Source organism: Acidocella sp. (assembly GCF_027352905.1).
Lineage (GTDB): Bacteria > Pseudomonadota > Alphaproteobacteria > Acetobacterales > Acetobacteraceae > Acidocella.
Genome location: NZ_DAIEIF010000024.1, coordinates 1 through 23033, shown reverse-complemented (window position 1 = coordinate 23033; position 23033 = coordinate 1). Strand labels below are relative to the sequence as shown.

Sequence of the window (23033 nt, the reverse complement as noted above, 5' to 3'; positions counted from 1 at the left end):
TGACGATGAAAACCCTGTTCCTGCAGCCTCCTTCCTTCGACGGGTTCGATGGCGGCGCCGGCTCGCGCTATCAGGCCCGGCGCGAGATCAAGAGCTTCTGGTTCCCCACCTGGCTCGCCCAGCCCGCCGCGTTGCTGCCGGATTCGACTCTCATCGACGCCCCCCCCGCCCGGCTGACCATGCAGGACGTGCTGCCCCATGCGGCGACGCACCAGCTGCTCATCATCCACACATCCACCCCCTCCTTCGCCAATGACGTCAAGGTGGCCGAGGAATTCAAGCGGCTGAACCCGGCGATGATGGTCGGCTTCGTCGGCGCCAAGGTGGCGGTGCAGCCGGTGGAGTCGATGGAGCGCGCCCCGGTGCTCGATTTCGTCTGCGGCAATGAGTTCGATTTCACCATCAAGGAGATCGCCGAGGGCAAGCCTCTGGCCGAGGTGCAGGGCATCTGGTGGCGCAACGAGGCCGGCGAGATCGTCAAGAACGAGGACCGGCCTCTCCTCGCCAATATGGACGAGCTTCCCTTCGTCGTGGACGTCTACAAGAAGCATCTGCGGATGGAGGATTACTTCATCGGCTATCTCAAGCACCCCTATATCTCGATCTATACCGGGCGGGGCTGCAAATCCCATTGCACCTTCTGCCTGTGGCCGCAGACGGTGGGCGGGCATAAATACCGCACCCGCTCGGTGGAGAACGTCATCGCCGAGGTCAAGCGCGCCATCGAGCTGTTCCCCAATGTGCGGGAGATCATGTTCGATGACGACACCTTCACCGACAACCTGCCCCGCGCCGAGGCCATCGCGCGGGAGATGGGCAGGCTCGGCATCTCCTGGGCCTGCAACGCCAAGGCCAACGTGCCCTATGACACGCTGAAAGTGCTGAAGGAGAATGGGTTGCGCCTGCTGCTGGTCGGCTACGAATCAGGCAACCAGCAGATCCTCCACAACATCAAGAAGGGCATGCGCATCGAGGTCGCCAAGCGCTTCACCGCCGATTGCCACAAGCTCGGCATCACCATCCACGGCACCTTCATCGTCGGCCTGCCCGGCGAGACGCGCGAGACTCTGCAAGAGACGATCCAATTCGCCAAGGAGATCAACCCGCACACCATCCAGGTCTCTCTGGCGGCCCCGTATCCGGGCACCTTCCTCTATAACCAGGCGGTGAAGGAGGGCTGGCTCGATATCGAGCACGCGGAATTGATCGACGAGCACGGCGTGCAGATCGCGCCGCTGCATTACCCCCACCTCTCCCATCAGGAGATTTTCGACGCCGTGGAGGAAATCTACCGGCAATTCTACTTCCGCCCCTCCAAGATCCTCTCGATCGTCAAGGAGATGGCGCTCTCGCCGCAAATGCTGGTGCGGCGGCTGCGCGAGGGCGTGGAATTTTTCGCCTTCCTCAAGGAGCGTCACACCATCAAGGCGGCGTGACGCCAGGCGGGGCGGCGCGCGGCCGCCCCGGTTTGCTCAGGCGACGACCATTTTGATGATCGAATCCGGGTCCTGCACCTGGCCGCTGGACCCCGACCCCTTCTTGATCTGCTGGACGGCGTCCATCCCCGCCGTGACCTGGCCGGCGATGGTGTACTGCCCATCCAGCCAGTTGCACGGGTCGAAACAGATGAAAAACTGGCTATTGGCCGAGTTGGGGTCCTGGGTGCGGGCCATGCCCACCGTGCCGGTGAGGAAACTCGCATCCTGGGTGAATTCCGCCGGCAAATTGGGCAAGGAGCTGCCGCCCGTGCCGGTATTGGTGGGGTCGCCCGTCTGCGCCATGAAACCGGCGATGACGCGGAAGAATTTGCAGCCGTCATAAAACCCTTGCGCTGTCAGGGTGCGCAGCCGCTCGGCGGCCAGCGGGGCGAGGTCGGGCCGCAAAGCGATGGTGACCTCCCCATATTTCAAGGTCATTTTCAAGGTGTTGGAGGCCGGGGTATCGGCCGTGGCTTCGCTCATGGTGGCTCCGGTCAACAGGGTGGCTGTGGTGGCGGTGAGGAGGGTGCGGCGGCTCGTCATGCATTCCCTTTCATTTTGGCCTTGGTTTTTTCATTCGCCAGGCTGGGCACGAAGGAGGAGATATCCCCGCCGAAAGTGGCGATGTCCTTCACGAAGCGCGACGAGATGAACTGGTGGCGCTCGGTCGCCATCAGAAACACGGTCTCGATCTCGGGGTCGAGCCGGTAATTCATTCCAGTCATCTGGAATTCGTAGTCGAAATCGGAAACGGCGCGCAGCCCGCGCACGATCATCCGCGCCCCCACCTCGCGGGCGAAGTCGATGAGCAGGGTGGAAAAAGGCCGCACCTCGATGGCGATGCCCGCCTTGGCGGCCAGCGGCGCTACCTCGGCGCGCACCAGCTCCTCCCGTTCCTCAAGCGTGAAGATCGGCCCCTTGCCGATATTCACCGCCACGCCGATCACCAGCCGGTCCACCAGCCGCGCGGCGCGGGAGATGATGTCGATATGCCCATTGGTGATGGGGTCGAAGGTTCCAGGATAAATCGCGATCCGTTCAATCATTGGCCATGTCCTCCGCTTCGGGCTGGTCATCCTCCAGCACTGGAAACACGCTGGTCACCCGCTCGTCATCATCGAGGCGGAACAGCATCACCCCGCCCGAGGCGCGGCGGCTGACGCGGATCTGGTCCACCGGCAGGCGGATCAGCCGCCCGCCATTGGTCACCAGCATCACGCCATCGCCCGGGCGTACCGGAAAGCTCGCCACCACCGCCTTGTCGCCGCGCTTGGGGTTGAGCGTGATATTGGCGATGCCAAGCCCGCCCCGGCCGGAGGTGCGGTATTCATAGGCGGAGCTGCGCTTGCCGAGCCCGGCATCGGTGACGGTGAGAATGATCTCCTCCGCCGCCGCCAGCTCGCGCAGCCGCTCCTCGGAGAGGGTGGTCTCCGCCACCGGCTCCTCGCTCTCCTCCACCACCGGTTCCTCGCCCTCCTCCGCCGCCTGGTTGCGCTGGCGCAGATAGGCGGCGCGCTCCTCGACGCTGGCCTCCACATGGCGCAGCACGCAGAGGCTCATCACCTCGTCGCCCGCCCCCAGGCGGATGCCGCGCACCCCGGTGGAATCGCGCCCGGAAAACACCCGCAAGGTTTCATCGGTGATCTGGAAGCGGATGCAGCGCCCCAGCCGGGTGGCGAGAAACACGTCATCGCCCTTCCGGCAGGTGGCGACGCCGATGAGGTGGTCGCCCTCATCCAGCTTCATCGCGATCAGCCCGGAGGCGCGGACATTGCGGAAATCCGCCAGCCGGTTGCGGCGCACATAGCCTGAGGAGGTGGCGAAGACGAGGTGCAGATTTTCCCACAGGCTCTCATCCTGCGGCAAGGGCAGCACGGTGGTGATCTGGTCGCCGCCCAATTCGGGCAGCAAATTGACCAGCGCCCGCCCCTTGGTGTTGGCGGCGGCCTCGGGCAGGCGCCAGACCTTCTCCCGATACACCTTGCCGCCCGAGGAAAAGAACAGCACGTATTGATGGGTATGGGCATTGAAGCTGCGGGTGACGATATCGTCCCCGCGCGTCGCCGCCGCCGCCCGCCCGCGCCCGCCGCGGTTTTGCTGGCGGAACACCTCCAGCGGCGTGCGCTTGATGAAGCCGTCGCGCGTCAGGGTGATCACCATCTGCCCCGGCTCGATCAGGCTTTCATCGTCGAGATCCGCCTCCAAATCCTCGATGGAGGATTTGCGCGGGCTGGCGATCTTATCGCGCGCCGCGACAATCTCCGCCTGCATCACCTCCAGCCGCCGGATGCGGCTGCCGATGATCTCCAGATAGTCCTTGATCCGCTCGGCGACCTCGGCGAGCTCCGCCTGGATCTTCTCGCGCTCCAGCCCGGTGAGCCGCGCCAGCCGCAATTCGAGAATGCCGCGCGCCTGCGCCTCGGTCAGCCGGATGGTGTTAAGGGCGGAGACGCTGTTGCCCGCGTCATCCACCAGCGCCAGCAGCGGCAGAATATCGTCCGCCGGCCAGTCCCGCTCCATCAGCGCGGCGCGGGCGGTGTTGGAATCCGGCGCGGCGCGGATGATGCGGATCACCTCGTCGATATTGGCGACGGCGATGCCGAGCCCGATCAGCAGATGCGCCCGGTCCCGCGCCTTGCCGAGGTCGAAGCGCGCCCGCCGCAGAATGATCTCCTCGCGGAACTCGATGAACAGGCGCAGCAATTCCTTCAGCCCCATCTGGCGGGGGCGGCCGCGGTCCAGCGCCAGCATATTGATGCCGAAACTCTGCTGCAGCTGGGTGAGGCGGTAGAGCTGGTTCAGCACCACCTCGGCGGTGGCGTCGCGCTTCAGCTCGATGACGATGCGCATCCCCTCGCGGTCGCTCTCGTCGCGCAGATCGGCGATGCCCTCGATCTCCTTGGCCCGCACCAGCTCGGCGATACGCTCCAGCAGCGTGGATTTGTTGAGCTGATAAGGGATCTCGGTGACGATGATCGCCTGGCGGTCCTTGCGGATCTCCTCCACCGCGGCGCGGGCGCGCAGAATGATGGAGCCGCGCCCCGTCTCATAGGCGGCGCGAATGCCCGAGCGGCCGAGGATGATCCCGGCGGTGGGGAAATCCGGCCCGGGGACGATCCGCATCAGCGCCTCCAGCGTGATCTCCGGATCGGAAATCATCGCCAGCACCGCCTCCATGATCTCGGCCGGGTTGTGGGGCGGAATGTTGGTCGCCATGCCCACGGCGATGCCGCCCGCGCCGTTGATCAGCAGGTTGGGGAAGGCGGCGGGCAGCACCCGCGGCTCCTGCTCGCTCTCGTCGTAATTCGGCTGGAAATCCACCGTGTCGCGGTCGATATCCTCCAGCAGCAGCATCGCCGCCGGGGCGAGCCGCATCTCGGTATAACGCATCGCCGCCGGGTTATCGCCGTCGATCGAGCCGAAATTCCCCTGCCCGTCGATCAGCGGCAGGCGCATGGAAAACTCCTGCGCCATACGCACCCCGGCGAGATAGACTGCCGATTCGCCATGGGGGTGGAATTTGCCGATGACATCGCCGGTCATGCGGGCGGATTTGCGGTAGGGCTTCTCTGGCGTGTTGCCCGCCTCGTGCATGGCGAAAAGAATGCGCCGGTGCACCGGCTTCAGCCCGTCCCGCGCATCAGGCAGCGCGCGCGAGACGATGACGGACATGGCGTAATCCAGATAGGATTTGCGCATCTCCTGCTCGATGGAGACAGGCTCCATGCCGCGCAGGGCGGGTTGCCCCTCGCCGGGTTCGCCGGTGCCGCTCATGTCAGGTCAGGGATTCGCGACGGGCCGCGCGGGCCTGTGCCCCGCCTATCCCCAAGCTATTGATGTCACTCAAAAAAAATTTAGACATTGCCTGTTATTCATAGCATGGCGGCGGGGGTTTTACAAATGCGCCGCCCCGCCCGCCAGCCTTGCGGCCTTGCGGGAAACTGGCCAGAATTCCCGCACCGGCCACCAGCCGGGCAACCAATATCAAACGAGAGGATCAGTCATGCGTCTCAAGGGAAAAACGGCGATCGTCACCGGCGCGGCCTCGGGGTTCGGGGCGGGTATCGCCCGGATTTTCGCGAAGGAAGGCGCCAATGTCGCGGTGGCGGATGTCAATGGCGAGGGCGCCAAAACCGTCGCGGGCGAGATCGGCGCCAACGCCCTGCCCGTCACGGTGGACCTGACCAAGCGGCCCGAGGTGGAGGCCATGGTCTCCGCCACGCTCAGCCGCTTCGGTAAAATCGACATCATCGTCAATAACGCGGGCTGGACCCACCGCAACAAGCCCCTGCTCGAGATCACCGAGGACGAGTTCGACAAAGTCTACGCCATCAACGTGAAGTCGATCTATCACACCACCCATACGATCGTGCCGATATTCCTCAAGCAGGGCGGCGGCAACATCATCAATATCGGCTCGGTGGCGGGCATACGGCCCCGGCCCGGCCTCACCTGGTATAATTCCACCAAGGGCGCGGTGAACACCGTCACCAAATCGCTGGCCGTGGAACTCGCGCCGCAGAAAATCCGGGTCAATTGCGTGGCACCGGTGATGGGCGAAACCGGGCTGCTCGGCAGCTTCATGGGCGTGCCGGACACGCCCGAAAACCGGGCCCGCTTCCTCGCCACCATCCCGCTCGGGCGGCTCTCGAAACCGGAGGACATCGCCCATGCCTGCGTCTATCTGGCCTCGGACGAGGCCGAGCTGGTGACCGGCGTGGTCCTAGAGGTGGATGGCGGCCGTACCATCTGATACCGGCCCCTCAGGAAGATTGATTCGTCCGCGATAGCCGGGCGCCGCTGGCATATCCCGGCGCGTCCCGGCTATTTCGTTTTAATCAGCCACCTTCCAGTCGCCGGATTGGACGCGGCAAACATTGAACGTGAAACCCGGGTCCCGCTCGGGTCCTGCCAGGACTCGCTCTGGCCCGGCTTGGCGGGAGTCCGGCCAAGCAGGGTCTGCGCAATAAAATCTTAATCAATCCCCGCTAATCCAGGGCATCGGTAAATCAGAAAACGGGCTGCCGGCCGGATGAAACCTTCCCCAGACCAGTTCGCTTCCAGCCAACCCGGCTTGACCGCGGTTAATGAGCGCCGCCTCGCCGCGCACCGCGCCCAGGTGGCGCCGGAGAGCAGCCTCAGCCAGCATATCTATCTCGAAATACCGGGCCGCTCCGTTCAGCATAAATGCCGCCTCGTGAATAGTTCGGCCACCGGTTACCGGGCCGTGCTCCTTTCCCACCGGCAGGACACCGCCGCGCTCCTGTTCAAGCCGGGGCAAAACATCACCTTGGGCCACAAGGCCGATGGCTGGACCCGCGACGTCACCGTGCGCTGGCTCCAGGGTAACATGATGGGGCTGATGATCACCAACCCCGTCACCCGCCTCATTTGCGCCGATGAGGATGGCCGGCTCCAGCCCTATGAATGCAAATTTCTCGGAATGCATAGCGGCGTTCTCTACCGCGTGACCAAGCTGGAGCCGGCGCCCAGCCTCGCGGGAATCTCCACCCTTGAGCTTCCCAATGGGGAGCGTTTCCAGGTGCGGTTGCGCTGGGTTTTGGAGAAAGAGATCTGCCTGCAAGAGGTGGGGCAGCGCAAGCGGCTGTTCCGGGGGGGCGGGTTGGTCCAGCCAAGACCCGGATGGTCTTCATGAGCCGATTCGCATCGCTTGCGGCCAGCCATGACGAAACGGTTTTCCGCCTCGCCAGGCCGAAATTATGAACAGGGCGCCGCGGCGCCCTGTTCACACGGTTTCACGCGGGTTCAGAAATCAACATACACGTTGGCGGTGTCGCCATTTTTCTCGGCGGTGCCGTTCCAGCCGCGATGGGCCGGGGTCTTGGCGAGATCAGAGGTGGGGGTCGGGTGCGACAATTGCGGGCACGGCACGACCGTGGTCGGGGAATAGGGGCTCAGACGGATATTGGTATAACCCATCTGTTTGAGCTGTTTGGCGACATCCGCCTGGCTCATCACCCCATTGGCGTGGATATGGACGTCGGGAATATTGCAGATCACCGCGTTGCAGGTTCCCTCGCCCGCCATCGCCGGGGCCATCCCCGCCAGAGCGGCGAACAGCGCGGCCGCCGATACATGAACAAAACGCATTGGCATTTTCCTTTTGACTGATACCGTTACCATTTCAACATATTCTTAATCCCACTAAATCAGACCCACCTCCCTTTCATGGCCGGTATGATTTATTCTGGTTACGCCGGGCTTGACGCCCGAACGTAACATAGTGTCTCGCCCTGGTTGTAGCAATGGTCCGGCTTGAGCGGAAATCTGGCGAAATCGCGCCTTCAGTCCGCGGGCGCGTGCGCGATCCCGCCGGGGTTCAGAAGCCGCCGCGTCTGCAGCCGGCTCGCCCGTAAAACCGCCCTTATATCCGCCAGGGCCACGTCCAGATCCCGGTTCTCGACGATATAGTCGAATTCCGGGGCGTGGCTGATCTCCGCCTCGGCATGGGCCATGCGGCTCGCCACCTGTTCGGGGCTGTCGCCGCGCTTGGTCAGCCGGTTGCGCAGCACCTCCAGCGAGGGCGGCCGGATGAACACGCCCACCACGTCATCGCCCAGCGCGGCGCGCAGTTGGCGGAAGCCTTGCCAGTCGATATCGAACAGCACGTCCCGCCCGGCCTTCAGCGCCTCCTCCACCGGGGCGCGCGGCGTGCCGTAGGAACGGCCGAATACCCGCGCATATTCCAGCAATTCCCCCGCCGCCGCCATCGCGTCGAACCGCTCCTGCGAAATGAAATAATAATGCTTGCCTTCCTTCTCGCCGGGACGGCGCTCGCGCGTCGTCACGCTGATGGAAAGGGAAAGCTGGTCGTCGATCTCCAGCAGCGCGCGGGAGAGCGTGGTCTTCCCCGCGCCGGAGGGGGCGGCCAGCACCAGGCAAAGGCCGCGCCTATTCAAGGCTCTGCGCCGCGTGGCTTGGACCGCTTCGCTCATGGCCAGGCTCATAGCGCGGGGGCGTGAGCGTATCAAATCCCTCGCCGCCATGGTAAGCCGGCAGGGCGTCCAATTAATCGTCAAGGAAACAACCATGCCTGGATTTCAAAGCCTGTTGCTGGAAGCCGGCCTGCTGGGGCTCATCTTCCTCGTCCTCTCCCTCAATGTCTCACGCCACCGCACCTCGGAAAAAGTCCTGCTGGGCGATGGCGGGCCGGGGCACGACAAGCTGCTCGCCGCCATCCGCGCCCAGGGTAATTTCGCGGAATACGTGCCGCTGATCCTGCTCCTGCTCGCCTTCTGCCTGGAGGGGGGCGCCGCGCCCCGGCTCGTCGCCTGGTCCGGCGCGCTGCTGGTCATCGCCCGGCTGCTGCACGCCTATGGCATGGCCCGGCCCCAGCCCAATCTCTTTCGCGCCGCCGGGGCGGTTCTCACCTGGCTGGTGCTGCTCATCGCCGCCCTCGCCGCCCTCGCCCTCTCGCTTTAGCGGGCTAACGGATCAGCCGCCGCACGCTCTCCAGCCGGTCGGCCTCGCTGGCCGGCTTGTCCAGCCGCAGCCGCAACACGCGGGGAAAGCGCAGCGCCACGCCCGATTTATGCCGGGTGGAGGTCTGCGCCCCGTCGAAGCCCAGCTCGAAGACCAGCGTCTTTTCCACCTCCCGCACCGGGCCAAAACGGTTGGTGGTATGGTTGCGGATCCAGCGGTCGATGAAGTTCAGCTCCTCGTCGCTATAGCCTGAATAGGCCTTGGCCACCGGCACCAGCTCTCCCGCTTCGCTCCACACGCCGAAGGTGTAATCGGAGTAAAAGGAGGAGCGCTTGCCATGGCCGCGCTGGGCGTACATCAGCACCGCGTCCAGGCTCAGCGGCGCCCGCTTCCATTTCCACCATAACCCCTTGGGGCGGCCCGCGAGATAGGGCGCGTCGCCGCGCTTGAGCATCAGCCCCTCGCTTTCCGCCTCCCGCGCGCCCTCGCGCAGGGCGGCCAGCTCCTCGGCCGAGGCAAAGGGGATCAGCGGCGATAATTGCATGCGCGCGGGCCGGGCGCGGGCGAACCAGGCCTCCAGCCGGGCGCGCCGCGCATCGAAGGGGAGCGGCCGCAGATCCTCCCCCGCCTCGAAGAGAAGGTCATAGAGCATGATCCCGGCGGGAAATCCGGCCCGCAGCGCCGGGCTGGCGCTCTTGCGGTTGAGCCGCTGCTGCAAATCGCCAAAAGGGGCGATCCTGCCCTCCCGCATCACCAGCAGCTCGCCATCCAGCACGGCGTCGAACGCGGCCGCCTCCAAAATCTCCGGAAAGGCGGCGGAAATATCCTCGGCGGCGCGGGAATAGAGCCGCCGTCCCTGCGGCCCGGCGACGATCTGCACCCGGATGCCGTCATATTTCTGTTCGGCGCGGAATTCCCGCCAGTCGATCCGGCCCATATCCTCCGGCTCGATGGGATGGGCCAGCATCACCGGGCGGAACACCGGCGCCGCCCCCGCCGCCGGGCGCGCCGCCCGGCCCTCCAGCCAGGCGAATAAATCCTCATAGGGCGGGGCCAGGCCGTGCCAGACCTCCTCGATCTCATGCACCTCCACCCCGCCCATCTCCGCCAAAGCGAGCTTGGCCAGCCGCAGCGAGGCCCCCACCCGCAACCCGCCGGTGAGCAGCTTGACGAGGGCGAGGCGGGTGGAAGGATCGGAGCGGTTGAGCCAGCCCTCGATCAGCGCCGGGATGGCGGGGCGCGGCGCGGCGCGGAGGCGTTCGATCACCTCCGGCAGCGCCGGCGGGTCATCGCCCTGGGCGGGCCAGATCAAGGCGATGGTCTCGGCGAGATCGCCGACGAAATCATAAGACAAATCGAACAATTCGGCGTCAACGTTCGCCATGGCTAATTGTTTCAGCGCCGCCGCCTTGGCGCCGGGGAAATCCAGCGCCCCGGCGATGGCGGCGAGGGCGTAGCCGCGCTCCGGGTCCGGCCGGGCGCTGAAATAGGCGCGCAGCAGGGAAATTTTGGTGTTGCGGCCGGGGGCGAAGAGCAGCCGCTCCAGCAATTCGGCGAAGGGCTTCATGCCTCCTCGCCGTCCTCGTCGCCATAGCCGATCAGCGAGAGCGCCCGGGCGCGGATCTGCATGAGGGCGCAGGCGCGGATCAGCGCCTCCTCCGCCCCGTGCGTCACCCAGATCTCCGGCGCCTGGGTCTCGCGGATGGTGGCGAGCAGCCCGTCCCAATCGGCGTGGTCGGAGATGATCAGCGGCAATTCCACCCCCGCCGCCTTGGCGCGCTGGCGGATGCGCATCCAGCCGGAGGCCTGGGCAACCACCGGGTCTTCCAGCCGCCGCCCCCAGCGCTCCCCCACCGCCGAGGGCGGCGCCAGCACCAGCGCCCCTTTCAGCTCCGCCTTCTGCGCCGCCGTGGCCGGGCGCAGCGCCCCCAGCCCGACCCCCAGCCGCTCATAGACCGCGCAGAGATTGGCGTGCGCCCCGTGCAGATAAATCGGCGCGTCATAGCCCTGGCGGCGCAAACAGGCGATGAGCCGCTGCGCCTTGCCCAGCGCGTAGGCGCCGACCACATGCGTCCGCCCGGGAAACAGCGCGTGGGACTGAAGCAGTTTGGCGATCTCCCCCTCCGGCTCCGGGTGGCGGAACACCGGCAGGCCGAAGGTCGCCTCGGTGACGAAAACATCGCAGCGCACCGGCTCGAAGGGCGGGCAGGTCGGGTCCGGCTGGCGCTTGTAATCGCCGGAGACGACGGCGCGCGCGCCCTGATGCTCCATCACCACCTGGGCGGAGCCCAGCACGTGCCCGGCGGGCACCAGCCTCACCCGCACGCCGCCCACCTCCAGCGTCTCGCCGTAGGGCAAGGGCTGCAGGCTGGCCCCGGCGCGCTCCCCCATCCGGGCGCGCATGATGGCGAGGGTCTCCGGCGTGGCGAGAACCTGGGCATGGCCGGGACGGGCATGGTCGGAATGGCCATGGGTGATGATGGCGCGCGGCACCTGCCGCAGCGGGTCGATGTAAAAATCCCCCGGCAGGCAATACAGCCCGGAGGGGGTGGGCTTGAGCCAGCTAGCGGGGTGGGGCGGCATCAGCGTGGCGGAACGGCGCTATGGAACAAAGCATGAAAACACCATATGGTGCGGCATGGCGGCCTTGCCACCTCTTTTCCAGAACTGGTTCGCCGCCAAGGGCTGGCGCTTGCGTCCGCATCAGGCGGCGATGCTGACGGCGGCGGCGGCGGGAGCGGACGCGCTGCTCATCGCCCCCACCGGGGCGGGGAAGACCCTGGCCGGGTTTCTCCCCAGCCTCATCGCCCTGTCCGCGCGCCCCTCGCCCGGGCTGCACACGCTTTATGTCAGCCCGCTCAAGGCGCTCGGCACCGATATCGCGCGCAATCTACAAGCCCCGGCGGCGGAGATGGGGCTGGAGATCGGCATCGAGACCCGCAGCGGCGACACCCCCGCCAACCGCCGCGCCCGCCAGCGGCAGGCGCCGCCCCATATCCTGCTCACCACCCCGGAATCGCTGCTGCTGCTGCTCTCGCAGGAGAATGCCGGGGCCTATTTCGCCTCCCTCGCCGCCGTGGTGGTGGATGAAATCCACGCCCTGGCCGGAACCAAGCGCGGCGACCAGCTCGCCCTCTGCCTGGCCCGGCTGCGGACGCTCTCCGCCACCCGGGTGGCGGGGCTTTCCGCCACCGTGGCGCATCCGGAGGCGCTGCGCCGTTATGTGGGTCCGGCGGCCCGGCTGATCCGCGCCGAGGATGGCGCGCCGCCGGAGGTCCGCCTCGCCCTGCCCGAGGCGGATATCCCCTGGTCCGGCCATATGGGGCTGCGCGCCGCCGGGCTGGTGCTGGAGAGATTGGCCCAGGCGGGGATGAGCATCGTCTTCGTCAACACCCGCGCCCAGGCGGAATTGCTGTTCGCGGCCATCTGGAAGCTCAACGAGGATAATCTGCCCATCGCCATCCATCACGGCAGCCTCGACATCGCCCAGCGCCGCAAGGTGGAGGCGGCGATGGCGGCGGGGCGGCTGCGCGCGGTCATCGCCACCTCCTCGCTCGATCTCGGCATCGATTGGGGCGGGGTGGACCAGGTGTTGCAGATCGGCGCGCCCAAGGGCGTCTCGCGCCTGCTGCAAAGGCTGGGCCGGGCCAATCACCGGCTGGACGAGCCCTCCCGCGCCATTCTCGTGCCTGCCAACCGCTTCGAGGTGCTGGAATGCGAGGCGGCCATCGAGGGGGTGCGGGAAAAGGCGCTGGATGGCGACCCGCCGCGCCCCGGCGGGCTCGACGTGCTCGCCCAGCATATGCTCGGCATGGCGGTGGCCGCCCCCTTCCGGCCCGATGATCTCTACCGCGAGGTGACCGCCGCCGCGCCCTATGCGGAACTCTCCCGGCGGGATTTCGACGACGTGCTGCGTTTCGTCGAGGATGGCGGCTACGCGCTGGCGGGCTATGAGCGCTACCGCCGCCTGTTCCGCGATTCGCAGGGCTATGTGCACCCCGCCAATGAGAGGGTGGCGCGGCAATTCCGGTTCAATATCGGCACCATCGTCGAGGCGCCCATGATCCGCCTGCGCCTGGCCGGGCGGCGCGGCGGGGCGGGGGCGCATCTGGGCGAGGTGGAGGAATATTTCGTCAATCAGCTCACCCCCGGCGACAGCTTCATCTTCGCCGGGCGGGTGCTGCGCTTCCTGCGCCTGCGCGAGACGGTGGCGGAGGTGGTGGAGGCGCCGGGGCGCGAGCCGAAAGTGCCCGCCTATGCCGGAGCGCGCATGCCGCTCACCACCAATCTCGCGGCGCGGGTGCGGGCGATGCTGCACGACCCGTCCCGCTGGGGCGCCTTTCCCGCGCAGGTGCAGGAATGGCTGGATTTGCAGCGCCGCCGCTCCCGCCTGCCGGGGCCGGACGGGCTGCTGGTGGAGAGCTTCCCGCGCGAGGGGCGCTGGTACCTGGTGGTCTACGCCTTCGAGGGGCGCAACGCCCACCAGACGCTCGGCCTGCTGCTGACCCGGCGGATGGAGCGGGCCGGGCAGGCGCCGCTCGGCTTCGTGGCCAGCGATTACGTGCTCGCCATCTGGTCCGCCCGCCGTCCGGAGCGGATCGCCGAATTGCTGCGCGAGGACATGCTGGGCGACGATCTGGAGGAATGGATGGAAACCAGCTCGCTCCTGCGCCGGACCTTCCGGCAGGTGGCGGTGGTGGCCGGGCTGATTCCCCGCCAATTACCGGGGGCGGAGCGCAGCCGCCGCCAGGTGACGGTGAATTCCGACCTGATCTACGACGTGCTGCGCAAGCACCAGCCGGACCATGTGCTGCTGCGCGCCACCCGGGCGGACGCGGCGCACGGGCTGATCGACCTCGCCCGCATCGCCGCCCTGCTGCGCCGGGCGCGCGGGCGCATCACCCATATGGCGCTCTCCCGCGTCTCGCCGCTGGCGGTGCCGGTGCTGCTGGATATCGGCCGCGAGCGGGTGGAGGGCGAGGCCGAGGAGGCGCTGCTGGAGGAGGCCAGGGCGCTGGCCGCCGAGGCGGCGGCGGAAGAAGGCCAGGGATCTGATTTTAACCATGGCCCGGCGGCGCCGAATATGCTTTTTCAGCCGCCATGACCGCCGCCCCCCTCCATTTCCGCAACGAACGGCTGATGCTGGACCCTTCCGGCGCCGCCTTCTGGCCCGCCCGGCGCGTGCTGATGGTGGCGGATCTCCACCTTGAGACCGGCACCGCCCACGCGGCGCGGGGGGCGCTGCTGCCGCCCTACGACACCCGCGCGACGCTGGAGCGGCTGACCCGGCTGCTGCGCCTCTACCGCCCGGCGCGGCTGCTGGCGCTGGGCGATTCCTTCCACGACGCCGGGGGGCCGGCGCGGCTGGCGCGCGAGGACCGGGCGCGGATCGAGGCGCTGGGCCGCGAGGCGCAATTCATCTGGGTGGCGGGCAATCACGACGCCGCGCCGCATGACCTGCCCGGCCAATGCGTGGCCGAGCACCGGGAGGGGCCGTTCACCTTCCGGCACGAGGCGCGGCTGGAGCTGGGGCCGCGCGAGATCGAGATTTCCGGGCATTTCCACCCCAAGGCGAGCATCGAATCCCGCGCCAAGCGGATCTCCCGCCCGTGTTTCGTCGCCGGACCCAACCGGCTGATCCTGCCCGCCTTCGGCAGCCTCACCGGCGGGCTGGACGTGCGGGAGCCTCCGATCGCCCGGCTGTTTCCGCGCGGGCTGCGCGTGTTCCTGCTCGGCCAGGACCAGCTCTATTCCTTCGCCCTGGAGCAATTGGGACGCCTGCCGGAAGTGGCGTGACCCGGCTCGTCTGGTTCCGCAACGATCTGCGCCTCGCCGACAACCCCGCCTTGCACGCGGCGGCGGCCAGCGGCGAGCCGCTGCTGCTGCTCTATATTCTCGATGAACAGGCGGGCGCGGCCAGCCGCTGGTGGCTGCATCATTCGCTAACCGCGCTGGCGGGCGGGATCGCCGCGCGGGGCGGCGCTCTTACCCTGCGCCGGGGCGATGCGGTGGAGATCATCACCGGGCTGGCGCGCGCGCATGGGCTGGGAGCCGTGCATTGCGCCCGCGCTTACGAGCCGCATTGGCGCGAGACGGACCGGGCGCTGGACGCGGCGCTGCGCCCGCTGGGCTGCGGGCTGCACCGCCACCATTCCACCGCCTTATTCCCGCCGGAGCGGATTCTCAGCAAGGCAGGGCGGCCCTTCAGCGTCTTCACCCCCTTCGCCAAGGCCTGCCGGGAGGCGGGCGTGCCGGCCCCCGCCCTGCCCGCCCCCGCCCGGCTCGATGGCGCGCGGGCCGAGAGCGAGGCGCTGGCGGAATGGCGATTGCTGCCCAGCGCCCCGGATTGGGCGGGCGGGCTGCGCGCCGCCTGGACGCCCGGCGAGGCTGGGGCCTGGGCGCGGCTGCGCGCGTTTCTCGCCGGGCCGGTGGATGATTACGCGGCGGCGCGGGATGCGCCGGGCCGCCCCGGCACCTCCCGCCTCTCCCCCCATGCGCATTTCGGCGAGATCTCGCCCTGGGCGCTCTGGCACCGGGCGCGGACGGCCGGGGATGGCCAGGGCGTCCGGGTTTTTCTCAAGGAATTGCTCTGGCGGGAATTCTCGCTGAACCTGCTCTGGCATCACCCGGATTTGCGGACGCGGCCGATCCGCGCCGAATTCGCCGCCTTTCCCTGGGTGGAGGCGCCCGCCGCGCTCGCCGCCTGGCGGCGGGGGCGCACGGGCATACCCATTGTCGATGCCGGGATGCGGGAACTCTGGCAGACCGGCTGGATGCACAACCGGGCGCGGATGATCTGCGCCTCCTACCTGGTCCAGCACCTGCTGATCCCCTGGCAGGCGGGCGAGGCGTGGTTCTGGGACACGCTGTGCGATGCGGATTGGGCGGCGAACGGGGCCTCCTGGCAATGGGTGGCGGGGTGCGGCGCGGACGCCGCGCCGTATTTCCGCGTTTTCAACCCGGTATTGCAGGGACGGAAATTCGACCCGGACGGGGCCTATGTGCGCCGCTTCGTGCCGGAGCTGGCGCGGCTGCCCGACGCCTATCTGCACGCCCCCTGGGAGGCGCCGGAGGCAGCGCTGGAGGCGGCCGGGCTACGGCTGGGCCGCGATTACCCGCCCCCGCTGGTGACGCCGGAGGCGGGGCGGCGGGCGGCGCTGGCGGCCTATGCCGGGCTGGGCCGGGGCGCGGGGGCGGATACCCTTGCCAGCCGGGCCGGGCCAGCCCATCTCTGACCGGCCATGCCTGCGCCGGACGAGATGACCAAGACGGGATTGATCCCCCCGGACAAGCCGCTTCGCATCGTGGGGGATGTGCATGGCGATTCCCGGGCCTTCGCGGCGGCGGCGGCGACGGAGCATTTCGTGATCCAGCTCGGCGACCTGGTGGATGACGGGCCGGACACGCCGGGGGCGCTGCGCATCATGTTCCGCCTGCTGGATGAGAAGCGCGGGCTGTTTCTGCTCGGCAACCATGATTACAAGCTGGCGCGGGCGCTGCGCGGCGACCGCATGCGCGGCGAGCCGACCGCCCGCACCCTGGCGCAATTGCCGGAGGATCTGCGCGAGCGCACCCTGGCGGAGATACTGGCCGCGCCGGTGTGGCTCCATGCCGGGGCGCTGTTTTTCGTCCACGGCGCGTTTCATCCGGGCATGCTGGAGCAGCCGCCCGGCCCCTTCCCCGCCGGCAGGCCGAACCCGCTCTGGGCGCGCGCCCTCTATGGCCAGACCACGGGGCGGGTGACGGGGGCGGGCAAGCCGGAGCGTATCCTGCGCTGGGTGGACGACATTCCCGCCGGCATGACCGTCTATGTCGGGCATGACCAGCGCTCACTCGATGGACGGCCCTATATCCGCCATGGCCGCCAGGGCGGCACGGCGATGTTCATGGATACCGGCGCGGGCAAGGGCGGGCATCTCTCCTGGGTGGATCTGCCGCCCCCCGCGGCGGGTTGATCAACCCTGCAGGAAGGGGTTGGTCCGGCGCTCGGCGCCGATGGTGGAGCCGGGGCCATGGCCGCAGATGAAGCTGAAATCATCCGGCAGCACCAGCAATTCGCGCTTTATGGCGGCGATGAGCTGTTCGTGGTCGCCATAGCCGGGAAAATCCGTGCGGCCGACCGAGCCGCGGAACAGCACATCGCCGACGATGCCGAAATTCAGCGCCCGGCTGAGGAAGACCATGTGGCCGGGCGTGTGGCCGGGGCAATGGCGAACCGCGAAGGTCTCGCCGCCCAGGGTGATCTCGTCGCCATGGGAGAGCCAGGCATCGGGCACGCAGTTTTGCGCGGGAATGCCGAATTTCCTCCCCTGCCCCTCCAGATCGCCGAGCAGGAACTCATCCCCGATGCCGGGGCCCTGGATGGGGATGCCGAGCGCCGCCGCCAGCTCCGCCGCCCCGCCCGCATGGTCGAAATGGCCATGGGTGAGGAAGATGCCGGTGACGTCGAGCTCCAGCCGCTCGATCTGGCCGCGGATCAGCGGCACGTCCCCGCCCGGGTCGATGACCGCGGCCTGGCGGGTGGTCTCATCCCAGACCAGGGCGCAATTCTGCTGGAAGGGGGTGACGGGGACGATGCCGACTTTGAAATTGGTGGAGGTCATGGGCGCAGATCCGGTGGCGTGGCTTCCGCCTTCAATAGCGCCACCGCCCCGGCGAGGGAATGCATCTCCTGGCTGGCGCCGCCCAGCCGGCGCAAGGCCACCTGGCCCGTCTCGGCCTCCTTGCGGCCGACGACGCGGATGTTGGGCACATGCGCCAGGGAATGCTCGCGGATCTTGGCCTGGATTTTCTGGTTGGAGACGTCCAGCTCCACCGCCAGCCCGGCGGCGCTGAGGGCCTGCGCCACCTCGGCGGCGTAGCCATCCGCGTCCGAGACGATGGTGGCGACCACCGCCTGCACCGGCGCCAGCCAGAGCGGGAAGCGCCCGGCGTAATTCTCGATGAGGATGCCGATGAAGCGCTCGAAGGAGCCGATGATGGCGCGGTGGAGCATGACCGGGCGGGCGCGGCCCGATTCCGGGGTGACGTATTCCGCGTCCAGCCGCTCGGGCAGAACGAAATCCACCTGGATGGTGCCGCATTGCCAGTCCCGCCCGATGGCGTCGCGCAATACGAATTCCAGCTTCGGGCCGTAGAAGGCGCCCTCGCCGGGGTTGAGGGTGTAGCTGACACCGGCCTTCTCGCAAGCGGATTTGAGCGCCGCCTCCGCCCGGTCCCATACCTCGTCGGAGCCAGCGCGGATCTCCGGCCGGTCTGAGAATTTGACCGTGAAGCTCTCGAAGCCGAAATCCTTATAGACGCGCTCCAGCAGGGCGACGAACCGCACCGTCTCCGCGGCGATCTGATCCTCGGTGCAGAAGATATGGGCGTCGTCCTGCGTGAAGGCGCGCACGCGCATGATGCCGTGCAACGCGCCGGAGGGTTCGTAGCGATGGCAGGCGCCGAATTCGGCCATGCGCATCGGCAATTCCCGGTAGGAGCGCAGCCCCTGCTTGAAGATCTGCACATGGAAGGGGCAGTTCATCGGCTTCAGCGCCAGCATGGTGTCCTCCTCGGCCACCTCGGCGATGAACATGTTCTTGCGGTATTTCTCCCAATGGCCTGAGAGCTCCCAGAGCCTGCGGTCCACCAGCTGGGGGGTGCGCACCTCCTCATACCCGCCCGCCTCCTGGCGGCGGCGGATATAGGCTTCCACATTGCGATAGAGCTTCCAGCCCTTGGGGTGCCAGAAGATCGAGCCGACCGCCTCCTCCTGGATGTGGAAGAGATCCATGGCCTTGCCGATCTTGCGGTGGTCACGGCGCTCGGCCTCCTCAAGCTGGTGGAGATAGGCCTCCAGCTCCTTATTATCGCGCCAGGCGGTGCCGTAGATGCGCGAGAGCATCGGGTTCCTGGCATCGCCGCGCCAATAGGCCCCGGCGGTCTTCATCAGCTTGAAGCCATTGCCGATATCGCCCGTGCTGCGCATGTGCGGGCCGCGGCAGAGATCGAGCCACTCCCCCTGGCGGTAGATGGTGATGGTCTCGCCCGCCGGCAGGTCGCGGATCAGCTCGGCCTTGAAGCGCTCCCCCTGCGCCTCGAAGAATTCGATCGCCTCCTCGCGCTCCCACACCTCGCGGACGAATTTGGCGTCACGGGCGATGATTTCGCGCATCTTCGCCTCGATGGCGGGGAGGTCATCCGGGCGGAACGGCTCGTTGCGGTAGAAATCGTAATAGAAACCGTTTTCGATGGCGGGGCCGATCGTTACCTGGGTGCCGGGGTAAAGCTCCTGCACCGCCTCGGCCAGCACATGGGCGGCGTCGTGGCGGATCAGCTCCAGCGCCGCCTCGTCCTTGCGGGTGATGAAGCGCAGCCGGGCATCGGCGGTGATCTCGCGCGAGAGGTCCATCGCCACCCCATCCACCTCCATGGCGAGGGCGGCGCGCGCCAGCCCCGGCCCGATCGCCGCCGCGATCTCGGCGCCCGTCACCGCGCCCGGGAAGGAGCGGACGGAACCGTCGGGCAGGGTGATTGCGGGCATGAGCTCTCTCTTTGCGTTTGCGTGGTGTTGCGTGGCGTGGCGTGAAACTGGCGGGCCTTATGGCAGGCTGGCCAATATTCGCGCAACCGGCAGCTCCCGCAAGCTGGGGGCGCGCAGGATGACCGGCCAGCCGCCATCCGGGTAGCGCGGCGCGGTGCGGGCCGGGTTGGAGGCGGCGGAGAAGAGCGAGACGCAGGGCACGCCGAGCGCGGCGGCGAGGTGCATGGGGCCGGTATCGTTGCCCAGCGCGAAGGCCGCGCCGCGCAGCAACGAGGCAAGCTGAAAGATATCGGTTTTACCCGTCGCGTCGAGCCCGCCGATGACGCGCGCCAGCGGCGTCTCCGCCGCCGTGCCCGCCACCACCACCGGCATGCCCAGCGCCGCCGCAACCGCGCGGAAGGTGCCGGCAGGCAGGCGCTTCTCTGGCCGGTGGGGGGCGGCGCCGGGGATGAACACGGCGTAGCGGCCGGGCAGGCCGAGATGGCCGGTATCGCCCCGCAGCCAGGAGAGATCCGGCCGGGGGAGCGGCGCCGGGATGCCGGCCAGGCGCAATTGCTGCTCCAGCCGCTCGCGCGTGTGCAGGCTGGCGCGGTTGGCGGCATCCGGGAACCGGCAGCCCCTGGCGATGCCGGACCAGGGCGGCCGCCCGGCCAGGGCGAAATAGCGGCTGGAGCGGCCCGAGGTTTGCAAATCATAGACCATGCCGAATCCGGCAAGCTGGCGGCGCAGGCGGAGCAGGCCGGGCAGGTTCCACCAGCCGGGCTTGGCGTCGGTCTCCACCCGATCGAACCAGGGGCTGGCGCGCAGCAGCGGGGCATAGGGCGCGGTGGTGAGCAGGGTGATCTCATCGCGGGCATGGCGGGCGCGGATGGCGGCGAAGGCGGGAAAGCTGAGAACGATATCGCCAAACGCGCCATGGCGGATGACCAGCACGCGCATCAGCCCAGCAATTCCCCATAAAGCCCGAGATAGCCCGCCTGCATCGCCTCCAGGGAGAAGCGCGCCGCCACCGCCGCCCGCGCCCGCTGGCCGAAGGCGACGCGCGGGGCCGCGCCGGCCTCCAGCACCGCGTCCAGCGCGCTGGCGAGCGCCGTCTCGTCATGGGGCGGGATGAGAAAGCCGCTCACCCCCGGCTCGATCGTCTCCTGGGCGCCGCCATGGCCGGCGGCGATGACGATGCGGGCCATGGCCTGGGCCTCGATGATGGTGCGCCCGAAGGCCTCGGGCTCGGTCGAGCAATTCACCACCACATCCGCGAGCATCAGCGCCGCGGGCATGTCATCCACATGCCCGGCGATGCGCAGCCGCCCGCCGACGCCGAGCTGCGCGGCCAGCGCCAGCAGCTCCCGGGTATAAGCGTGGCGCCCCTGATCCCCGCCGATGAGAATGCCGACCGCCTCCTGGTGGCGCAGCCGCGCCAGGGCGCGGATGAACAGACGCTGGCCCTTCCAGCCGGTGAGCCGGGCGGGAAGGAGGATGGTGGGCTGGCCTTCCTCGATCCGCCAGGCGCGGGCAAGGCGGGCGGCGCGGTCGCCGCGCACGGCGGCGGGGTCGAATATGGCGGTGTCGACCCCGTTGGGGATGAGGCGGATTATTTCAGGATCAATGTTGTAGCGCGTTTTGATGAGGTCGGAGATGAAGACACTCACCGCCGCCACCCGCGCCCCGCGCGCCATGATGTGATTATAGCGTTTCTTGAGCCGCGTGGCCTCGCCGTAAACCCCGTGATAGGTGGTGACGAAGGGAATGCCGGCGCGGCGGGCGGCGCCATGGGCGGCCCAGGCCGGGGCGCGGGAATGGGCGTGGATGAGATCCACTTGCTCGCGTTTGATGAGTTTGGTGAGCTTTTTGGTGTTGCGCCATATGGATAAAGGATTTTTTTGGGAAAGGTCGAGCGGGATCACCTCCGCCCCGGCGCGCGCGGCCAGGGGAGCCAGGCGGCCCGGCCCGGCGGCGATGAGGGCGCGGTGCCCGGCCCGGCGCGCGGCCGCCGCGATTTCTATGGCGACACGCTCCGCCCCGCCCGCATCCAGCCGGGGCAGCACCTGGAGAATCGTTCGGGGCCGGTCGATCATGGCTGCGCCGCTACCAGGGATGAGGAGAATTGACCATGATGTTTGTTTCACGCCTGCCGGGCATCAAGCTGGCTTACGAATTTCTCGACGGGGCGGGGCCGGTGGTGATGTTCTGCCCCGGCTACGCCTCCGACATGGCGGGGACCAAGGCGCTGGCCCTGGCGGCCTGGTGCCGGGCGCGGGGGCAAGCGATGCTGCGCTTCGACTATGCCGGACATGGGGCCTCGGGCGGCGTGTTCACCGAGAACGGCGTGGGGGATTGGGCACAGGACGCCGCCTTTATCCTCGAACAGGCCGCGCCGGGGCGGGAGGTGGTGCTGGTGGGCTCCTCCATGGGCGGCTGGATCGCCCTGCTGCTGGGGCAAAGGCTGGGGGCGCGGCTGCGCGGGCTGGCGCTGGTGGCCCCGGCGCCGGATTTCACCCTGTGGCTGCTGCGCGAGGGGCTGAGCCCGGCGCAGCGGGCGGAGCTGGAGGAAAAGGGCGTGATTTATCAACCCTCGGAATATGGCGACCCCCTGCCCTTCTCGCGCGCGCTGATCGAGCGCAGCGCCGGTTGCCTGGTGCTGGAAAAGGACATCGCCATCACCTGCCCGGTGCGGATTCTCCACGGCATGCGGGATAGCGCCGTGCCCTGGCGGCGCAGCCTGGTGCTGGTGGAGCGGCTCGCCAGCCCGGACGTGCATCTCACCTATATCAAGGAGGGCGATCACCGGCTCTCCGCCCCGGCGGATCTCCAGCTACTCGAAACCGCTTTGGCCCAGCTCCTCGGCGAGGGTGGCGGCTAGGCCCTCCCGGTAGCTGGGGTAGCGCCAGGCCAGGCCGAGACGGGATTTGGTTTTGGCGGAGGAAACCTTGCGGTTTTCCGCCCAGAAGCTGAGCGCCATGGGGGACATGGCGGGCGCGGCCGCCGCAAAGGGGAAGGAGGGCGGGGCCGGCAGGCCGAGCAGGCGGGCCGCCTCGCCCAGGACGGCCGCGGGGGTGGCGGGCTCGTCATCCGCGAGGTTGAACACGCCGGTGGCGTTCTGGCCGAGAGCGGCGAGCACGGCCTGGGCGATGTCGTCGCGATGGATGCGGCCAAAGACCTGGCCGGGCCTGACGATGGACCGCGCCCGCCCGGCCCGCAGCTCCGCGAAGGGGGAGCGGCCGGGGCCGTAAATGCCGGCGAGGCGGAAGATGGCGAGCGGGCGGCCCAGCGCCGCCCAGCCTTGCTCGGCGGCGCGGCGGCGGAGGGCGCGGGCGAGGCCGGGATTGGGGGGCGTGTCCTCATCCACCCAGCCGCCCCCGGCATCGCCATACACCCCGGTGGTGGAGAGATAGCCGAGCCAGCGCGCGGGCGCGGCCAGCAGCTCCGCCCGGTAGCAGGCCAGCACCGGGTCGCCCGCCTCATCCGGCGCGGCTGTGGCGAGGATGTGGCTGGCCGAGGCGAGGGCGGGCGCCGCCCCGGCGAAGGGGATGAGGCCGACGCCACGCTCCGGCGGCGCCGCGCCGCGGGTGGTGGCGCTGACGCGCCAG

General features: G+C 68.3%; 21 protein-coding genes. 9 read left to right on the top strand and 12 right to left on the bottom strand.

Annotated elements, in window-relative coordinates; genetic code table 11:
• Window positions 1–5 precede the first annotated feature (5 nt).
• Window positions 6–1436, top strand: coding sequence for a hopanoid biosynthesis associated radical SAM protein HpnJ (gene hpnJ / locus M7H45_RS03685; protein ID WP_298214832.1), 1431 nt, complete (start codon window positions 6–8; stop codon window positions 1434–1436).
• A 36-nt stretch (window positions 1437–1472) separates the two neighbouring features.
• Here the strand turns inward: hpnJ and M7H45_RS03680 are convergent, their stop codons facing one another.
• The 3 genes from M7H45_RS03680 to gyrA are packed head-to-tail and all read right to left on the bottom strand — an operon-like array spanning window position 1473 to window position 5252.
• Window positions 1473–1961, bottom strand: coding sequence for a peptidylprolyl isomerase (locus M7H45_RS03680; protein WP_298214830.1), 489 nt, complete (start codon window positions 1959–1961; stop codon window positions 1473–1475).
• A 56-nt stretch (window positions 1962–2017) separates the two neighbouring features.
• The gene (coaD, locus tag M7H45_RS03675) at window positions 2018–2524 is read right to left on the bottom strand and encodes a pantetheine-phosphate adenylyltransferase (protein ID WP_298214815.1); all 507 of its coding nucleotides are present in this window, start codon (window positions 2522–2524) and stop codon (window positions 2018–2020) included.
• On the bottom strand, window positions 2517–5252 hold the full coding sequence (gene gyrA / locus M7H45_RS03670) for a DNA gyrase subunit A (RefSeq protein ID WP_298214813.1): 2736 nt from the start codon (window positions 5250–5252) through the stop codon (window positions 2517–2519). The genes coaD and gyrA overlap by 8 nt, the downstream gene beginning before the upstream one ends.
• A 229-nt stretch (window positions 5253–5481) precedes the next feature.
• Between gyrA and M7H45_RS03665 the strand changes: the two genes are divergently transcribed.
• Both M7H45_RS03665 and M7H45_RS03660 read left to right on the top strand, forming a co-directional pair.
• Window positions 5482–6231: an SDR family oxidoreductase gene (locus M7H45_RS03665; protein ID WP_298214811.1), complete on the top strand. Its 750-nt coding sequence runs from the start codon at window positions 5482–5484 to the stop codon at window positions 6229–6231.
• A gap of 321 nt (window positions 6232–6552) precedes the next feature.
• A complete protein-coding gene (locus M7H45_RS03660) occupies window positions 6553–7134 on the top strand; it encodes a hypothetical protein (protein ID WP_298214809.1) in 582 nt (193 codons plus the stop codon).
• 110 nt (window positions 7135–7244) lie between these two features.
• Here the strand turns inward: M7H45_RS03660 and M7H45_RS03655 are convergent, their stop codons facing one another.
• Together M7H45_RS03655 and gmk are read right to left on the bottom strand one after the other, a co-directional pair.
• Complete coding sequence (locus M7H45_RS03655; RefSeq protein WP_298214807.1) at window positions 7245–7589, bottom strand: hypothetical protein; 345 nt, start codon at window positions 7587–7589, stop codon at window positions 7245–7247.
• Window positions 7590–7783: 194 nt separating this feature from the next.
• Entirely contained in the window at window positions 7784–8434 is a 651-nt protein-coding gene (gmk, locus tag M7H45_RS03650; RefSeq protein WP_298214805.1) for a guanylate kinase, read from the bottom strand.
• A 94-nt stretch (window positions 8435–8528) separates the two neighbouring features.
• Between gmk and M7H45_RS03645 the strand changes: the two genes are divergently transcribed.
• Window positions 8529–8921, top strand: a complete 393-nt coding sequence (locus M7H45_RS03645) for an MAPEG family protein (RefSeq protein WP_298214803.1) — start codon at window positions 8529–8531, stop codon at window positions 8919–8921.
• A 4-nt stretch (window positions 8922–8925) separates the two neighbouring features.
• Here M7H45_RS03645 and M7H45_RS03640 read toward each other — a convergent pair whose 3' ends face one another.
• Together M7H45_RS03640 and M7H45_RS03635 are read right to left on the bottom strand one after the other, a co-directional pair.
• Window positions 8926–10488, bottom strand: coding sequence for a cisplatin damage response ATP-dependent DNA ligase (locus M7H45_RS03640; RefSeq protein ID WP_298214801.1), 1563 nt, complete (start codon window positions 10486–10488; stop codon window positions 8926–8928).
• Complete coding sequence (locus M7H45_RS03635; RefSeq protein ID WP_298214799.1) at window positions 10485–11504, bottom strand: ligase-associated DNA damage response exonuclease; 1020 nt, start codon at window positions 11502–11504, stop codon at window positions 10485–10487. The genes M7H45_RS03640 and M7H45_RS03635 overlap by 4 nt, the downstream gene beginning before the upstream one ends.
• Window positions 11505–11559: 55 nt before the next feature.
• On the opposite strand from M7H45_RS03635, the gene M7H45_RS03630 reads away from it, so the two are divergent.
• From M7H45_RS03630 to M7H45_RS03615, 4 genes are read left to right on the top strand one after another with little or no spacing between them, the layout of a single operon-like run.
• A complete protein-coding gene (locus M7H45_RS03630) occupies window positions 11560–14025 on the top strand; it encodes a ligase-associated DNA damage response DEXH box helicase (protein ID WP_298214827.1) in 2466 nt (821 codons plus the stop codon).
• Window positions 14022–14717 carry a ligase-associated DNA damage response endonuclease PdeM gene (gene pdeM, locus M7H45_RS03625; RefSeq protein WP_298214797.1) on the top strand — a complete coding sequence of 232 codons (696 nt, stop codon included), beginning with the start codon at window positions 14022–14024 and terminating at the stop codon, window positions 14715–14717. Before M7H45_RS03630 ends, pdeM begins: the two co-directional genes overlap by 4 nt.
• The gene (locus tag M7H45_RS03620) at window positions 14714–16156 is read left to right on the top strand and encodes a deoxyribodipyrimidine photo-lyase (protein WP_298214795.1); all 1443 of its coding nucleotides are present in this window, start codon (window positions 14714–14716) and stop codon (window positions 16154–16156) included. Before pdeM ends, M7H45_RS03620 begins: the two co-directional genes overlap by 4 nt.
• 6 nt (window positions 16157–16162) lie before the next feature.
• On the top strand, window positions 16163–16876 hold the full coding sequence (locus tag M7H45_RS03615) for a metallophosphoesterase (protein WP_298214793.1): 714 nt from the start codon (window positions 16163–16165) through the stop codon (window positions 16874–16876).
• On the opposite strand, the gene M7H45_RS03610 is transcribed toward M7H45_RS03615, so the two are convergent.
• The 4 genes from M7H45_RS03610 to M7H45_RS03595 are packed head-to-tail and all read right to left on the bottom strand — an operon-like array spanning window position 16877 to window position 21521.
• Window positions 16877–17524 (bottom strand): MBL fold metallo-hydrolase, encoded by a 648-nt coding sequence (locus M7H45_RS03610; RefSeq protein WP_298214791.1) that lies wholly within the window; start codon window positions 17522–17524, stop codon window positions 16877–16879.
• Window positions 17521–19446, bottom strand: coding sequence for a threonine--tRNA ligase (gene thrS, locus M7H45_RS03605; protein WP_298214789.1), 1926 nt, complete (start codon window positions 19444–19446; stop codon window positions 17521–17523). Before thrS ends, M7H45_RS03610 begins: the two co-directional genes overlap by 4 nt.
• A gap of 57 nt (window positions 19447–19503) precedes the next feature.
• Window positions 19504–20388 (bottom strand): glycosyltransferase family 9 protein, encoded by an 885-nt coding sequence (locus M7H45_RS03600; RefSeq protein ID WP_408832412.1) that lies wholly within the window; start codon window positions 20386–20388, stop codon window positions 19504–19506.
• A complete protein-coding gene (locus tag M7H45_RS03595; protein WP_298214785.1) occupies window positions 20385–21521 on the bottom strand; it encodes a glycosyltransferase family 4 protein in 1137 nt (378 codons plus the stop codon). Before M7H45_RS03595 ends, M7H45_RS03600 begins: the two co-directional genes overlap by 4 nt.
• A 35-nt stretch (window positions 21522–21556) precedes the next feature.
• Here M7H45_RS03595 and M7H45_RS03590 point away from each other — a divergent pair, with 35 nt between their 5' ends.
• The gene (locus tag M7H45_RS03590; RefSeq protein ID WP_298214783.1) at window positions 21557–22306 is read left to right on the top strand and encodes a carboxylesterase; all 750 of its coding nucleotides are present in this window, start codon (window positions 21557–21559) and stop codon (window positions 22304–22306) included.
• Here the strand turns inward: M7H45_RS03590 and M7H45_RS03585 are convergent.
• Window positions 22259–23033 (bottom strand): SDR family NAD(P)-dependent oxidoreductase (locus M7H45_RS03585; protein WP_298214781.1); only part of this gene is annotated, 775 nt, incomplete at its 5' end. The genes M7H45_RS03590 and M7H45_RS03585 overlap by 48 nt on opposite strands.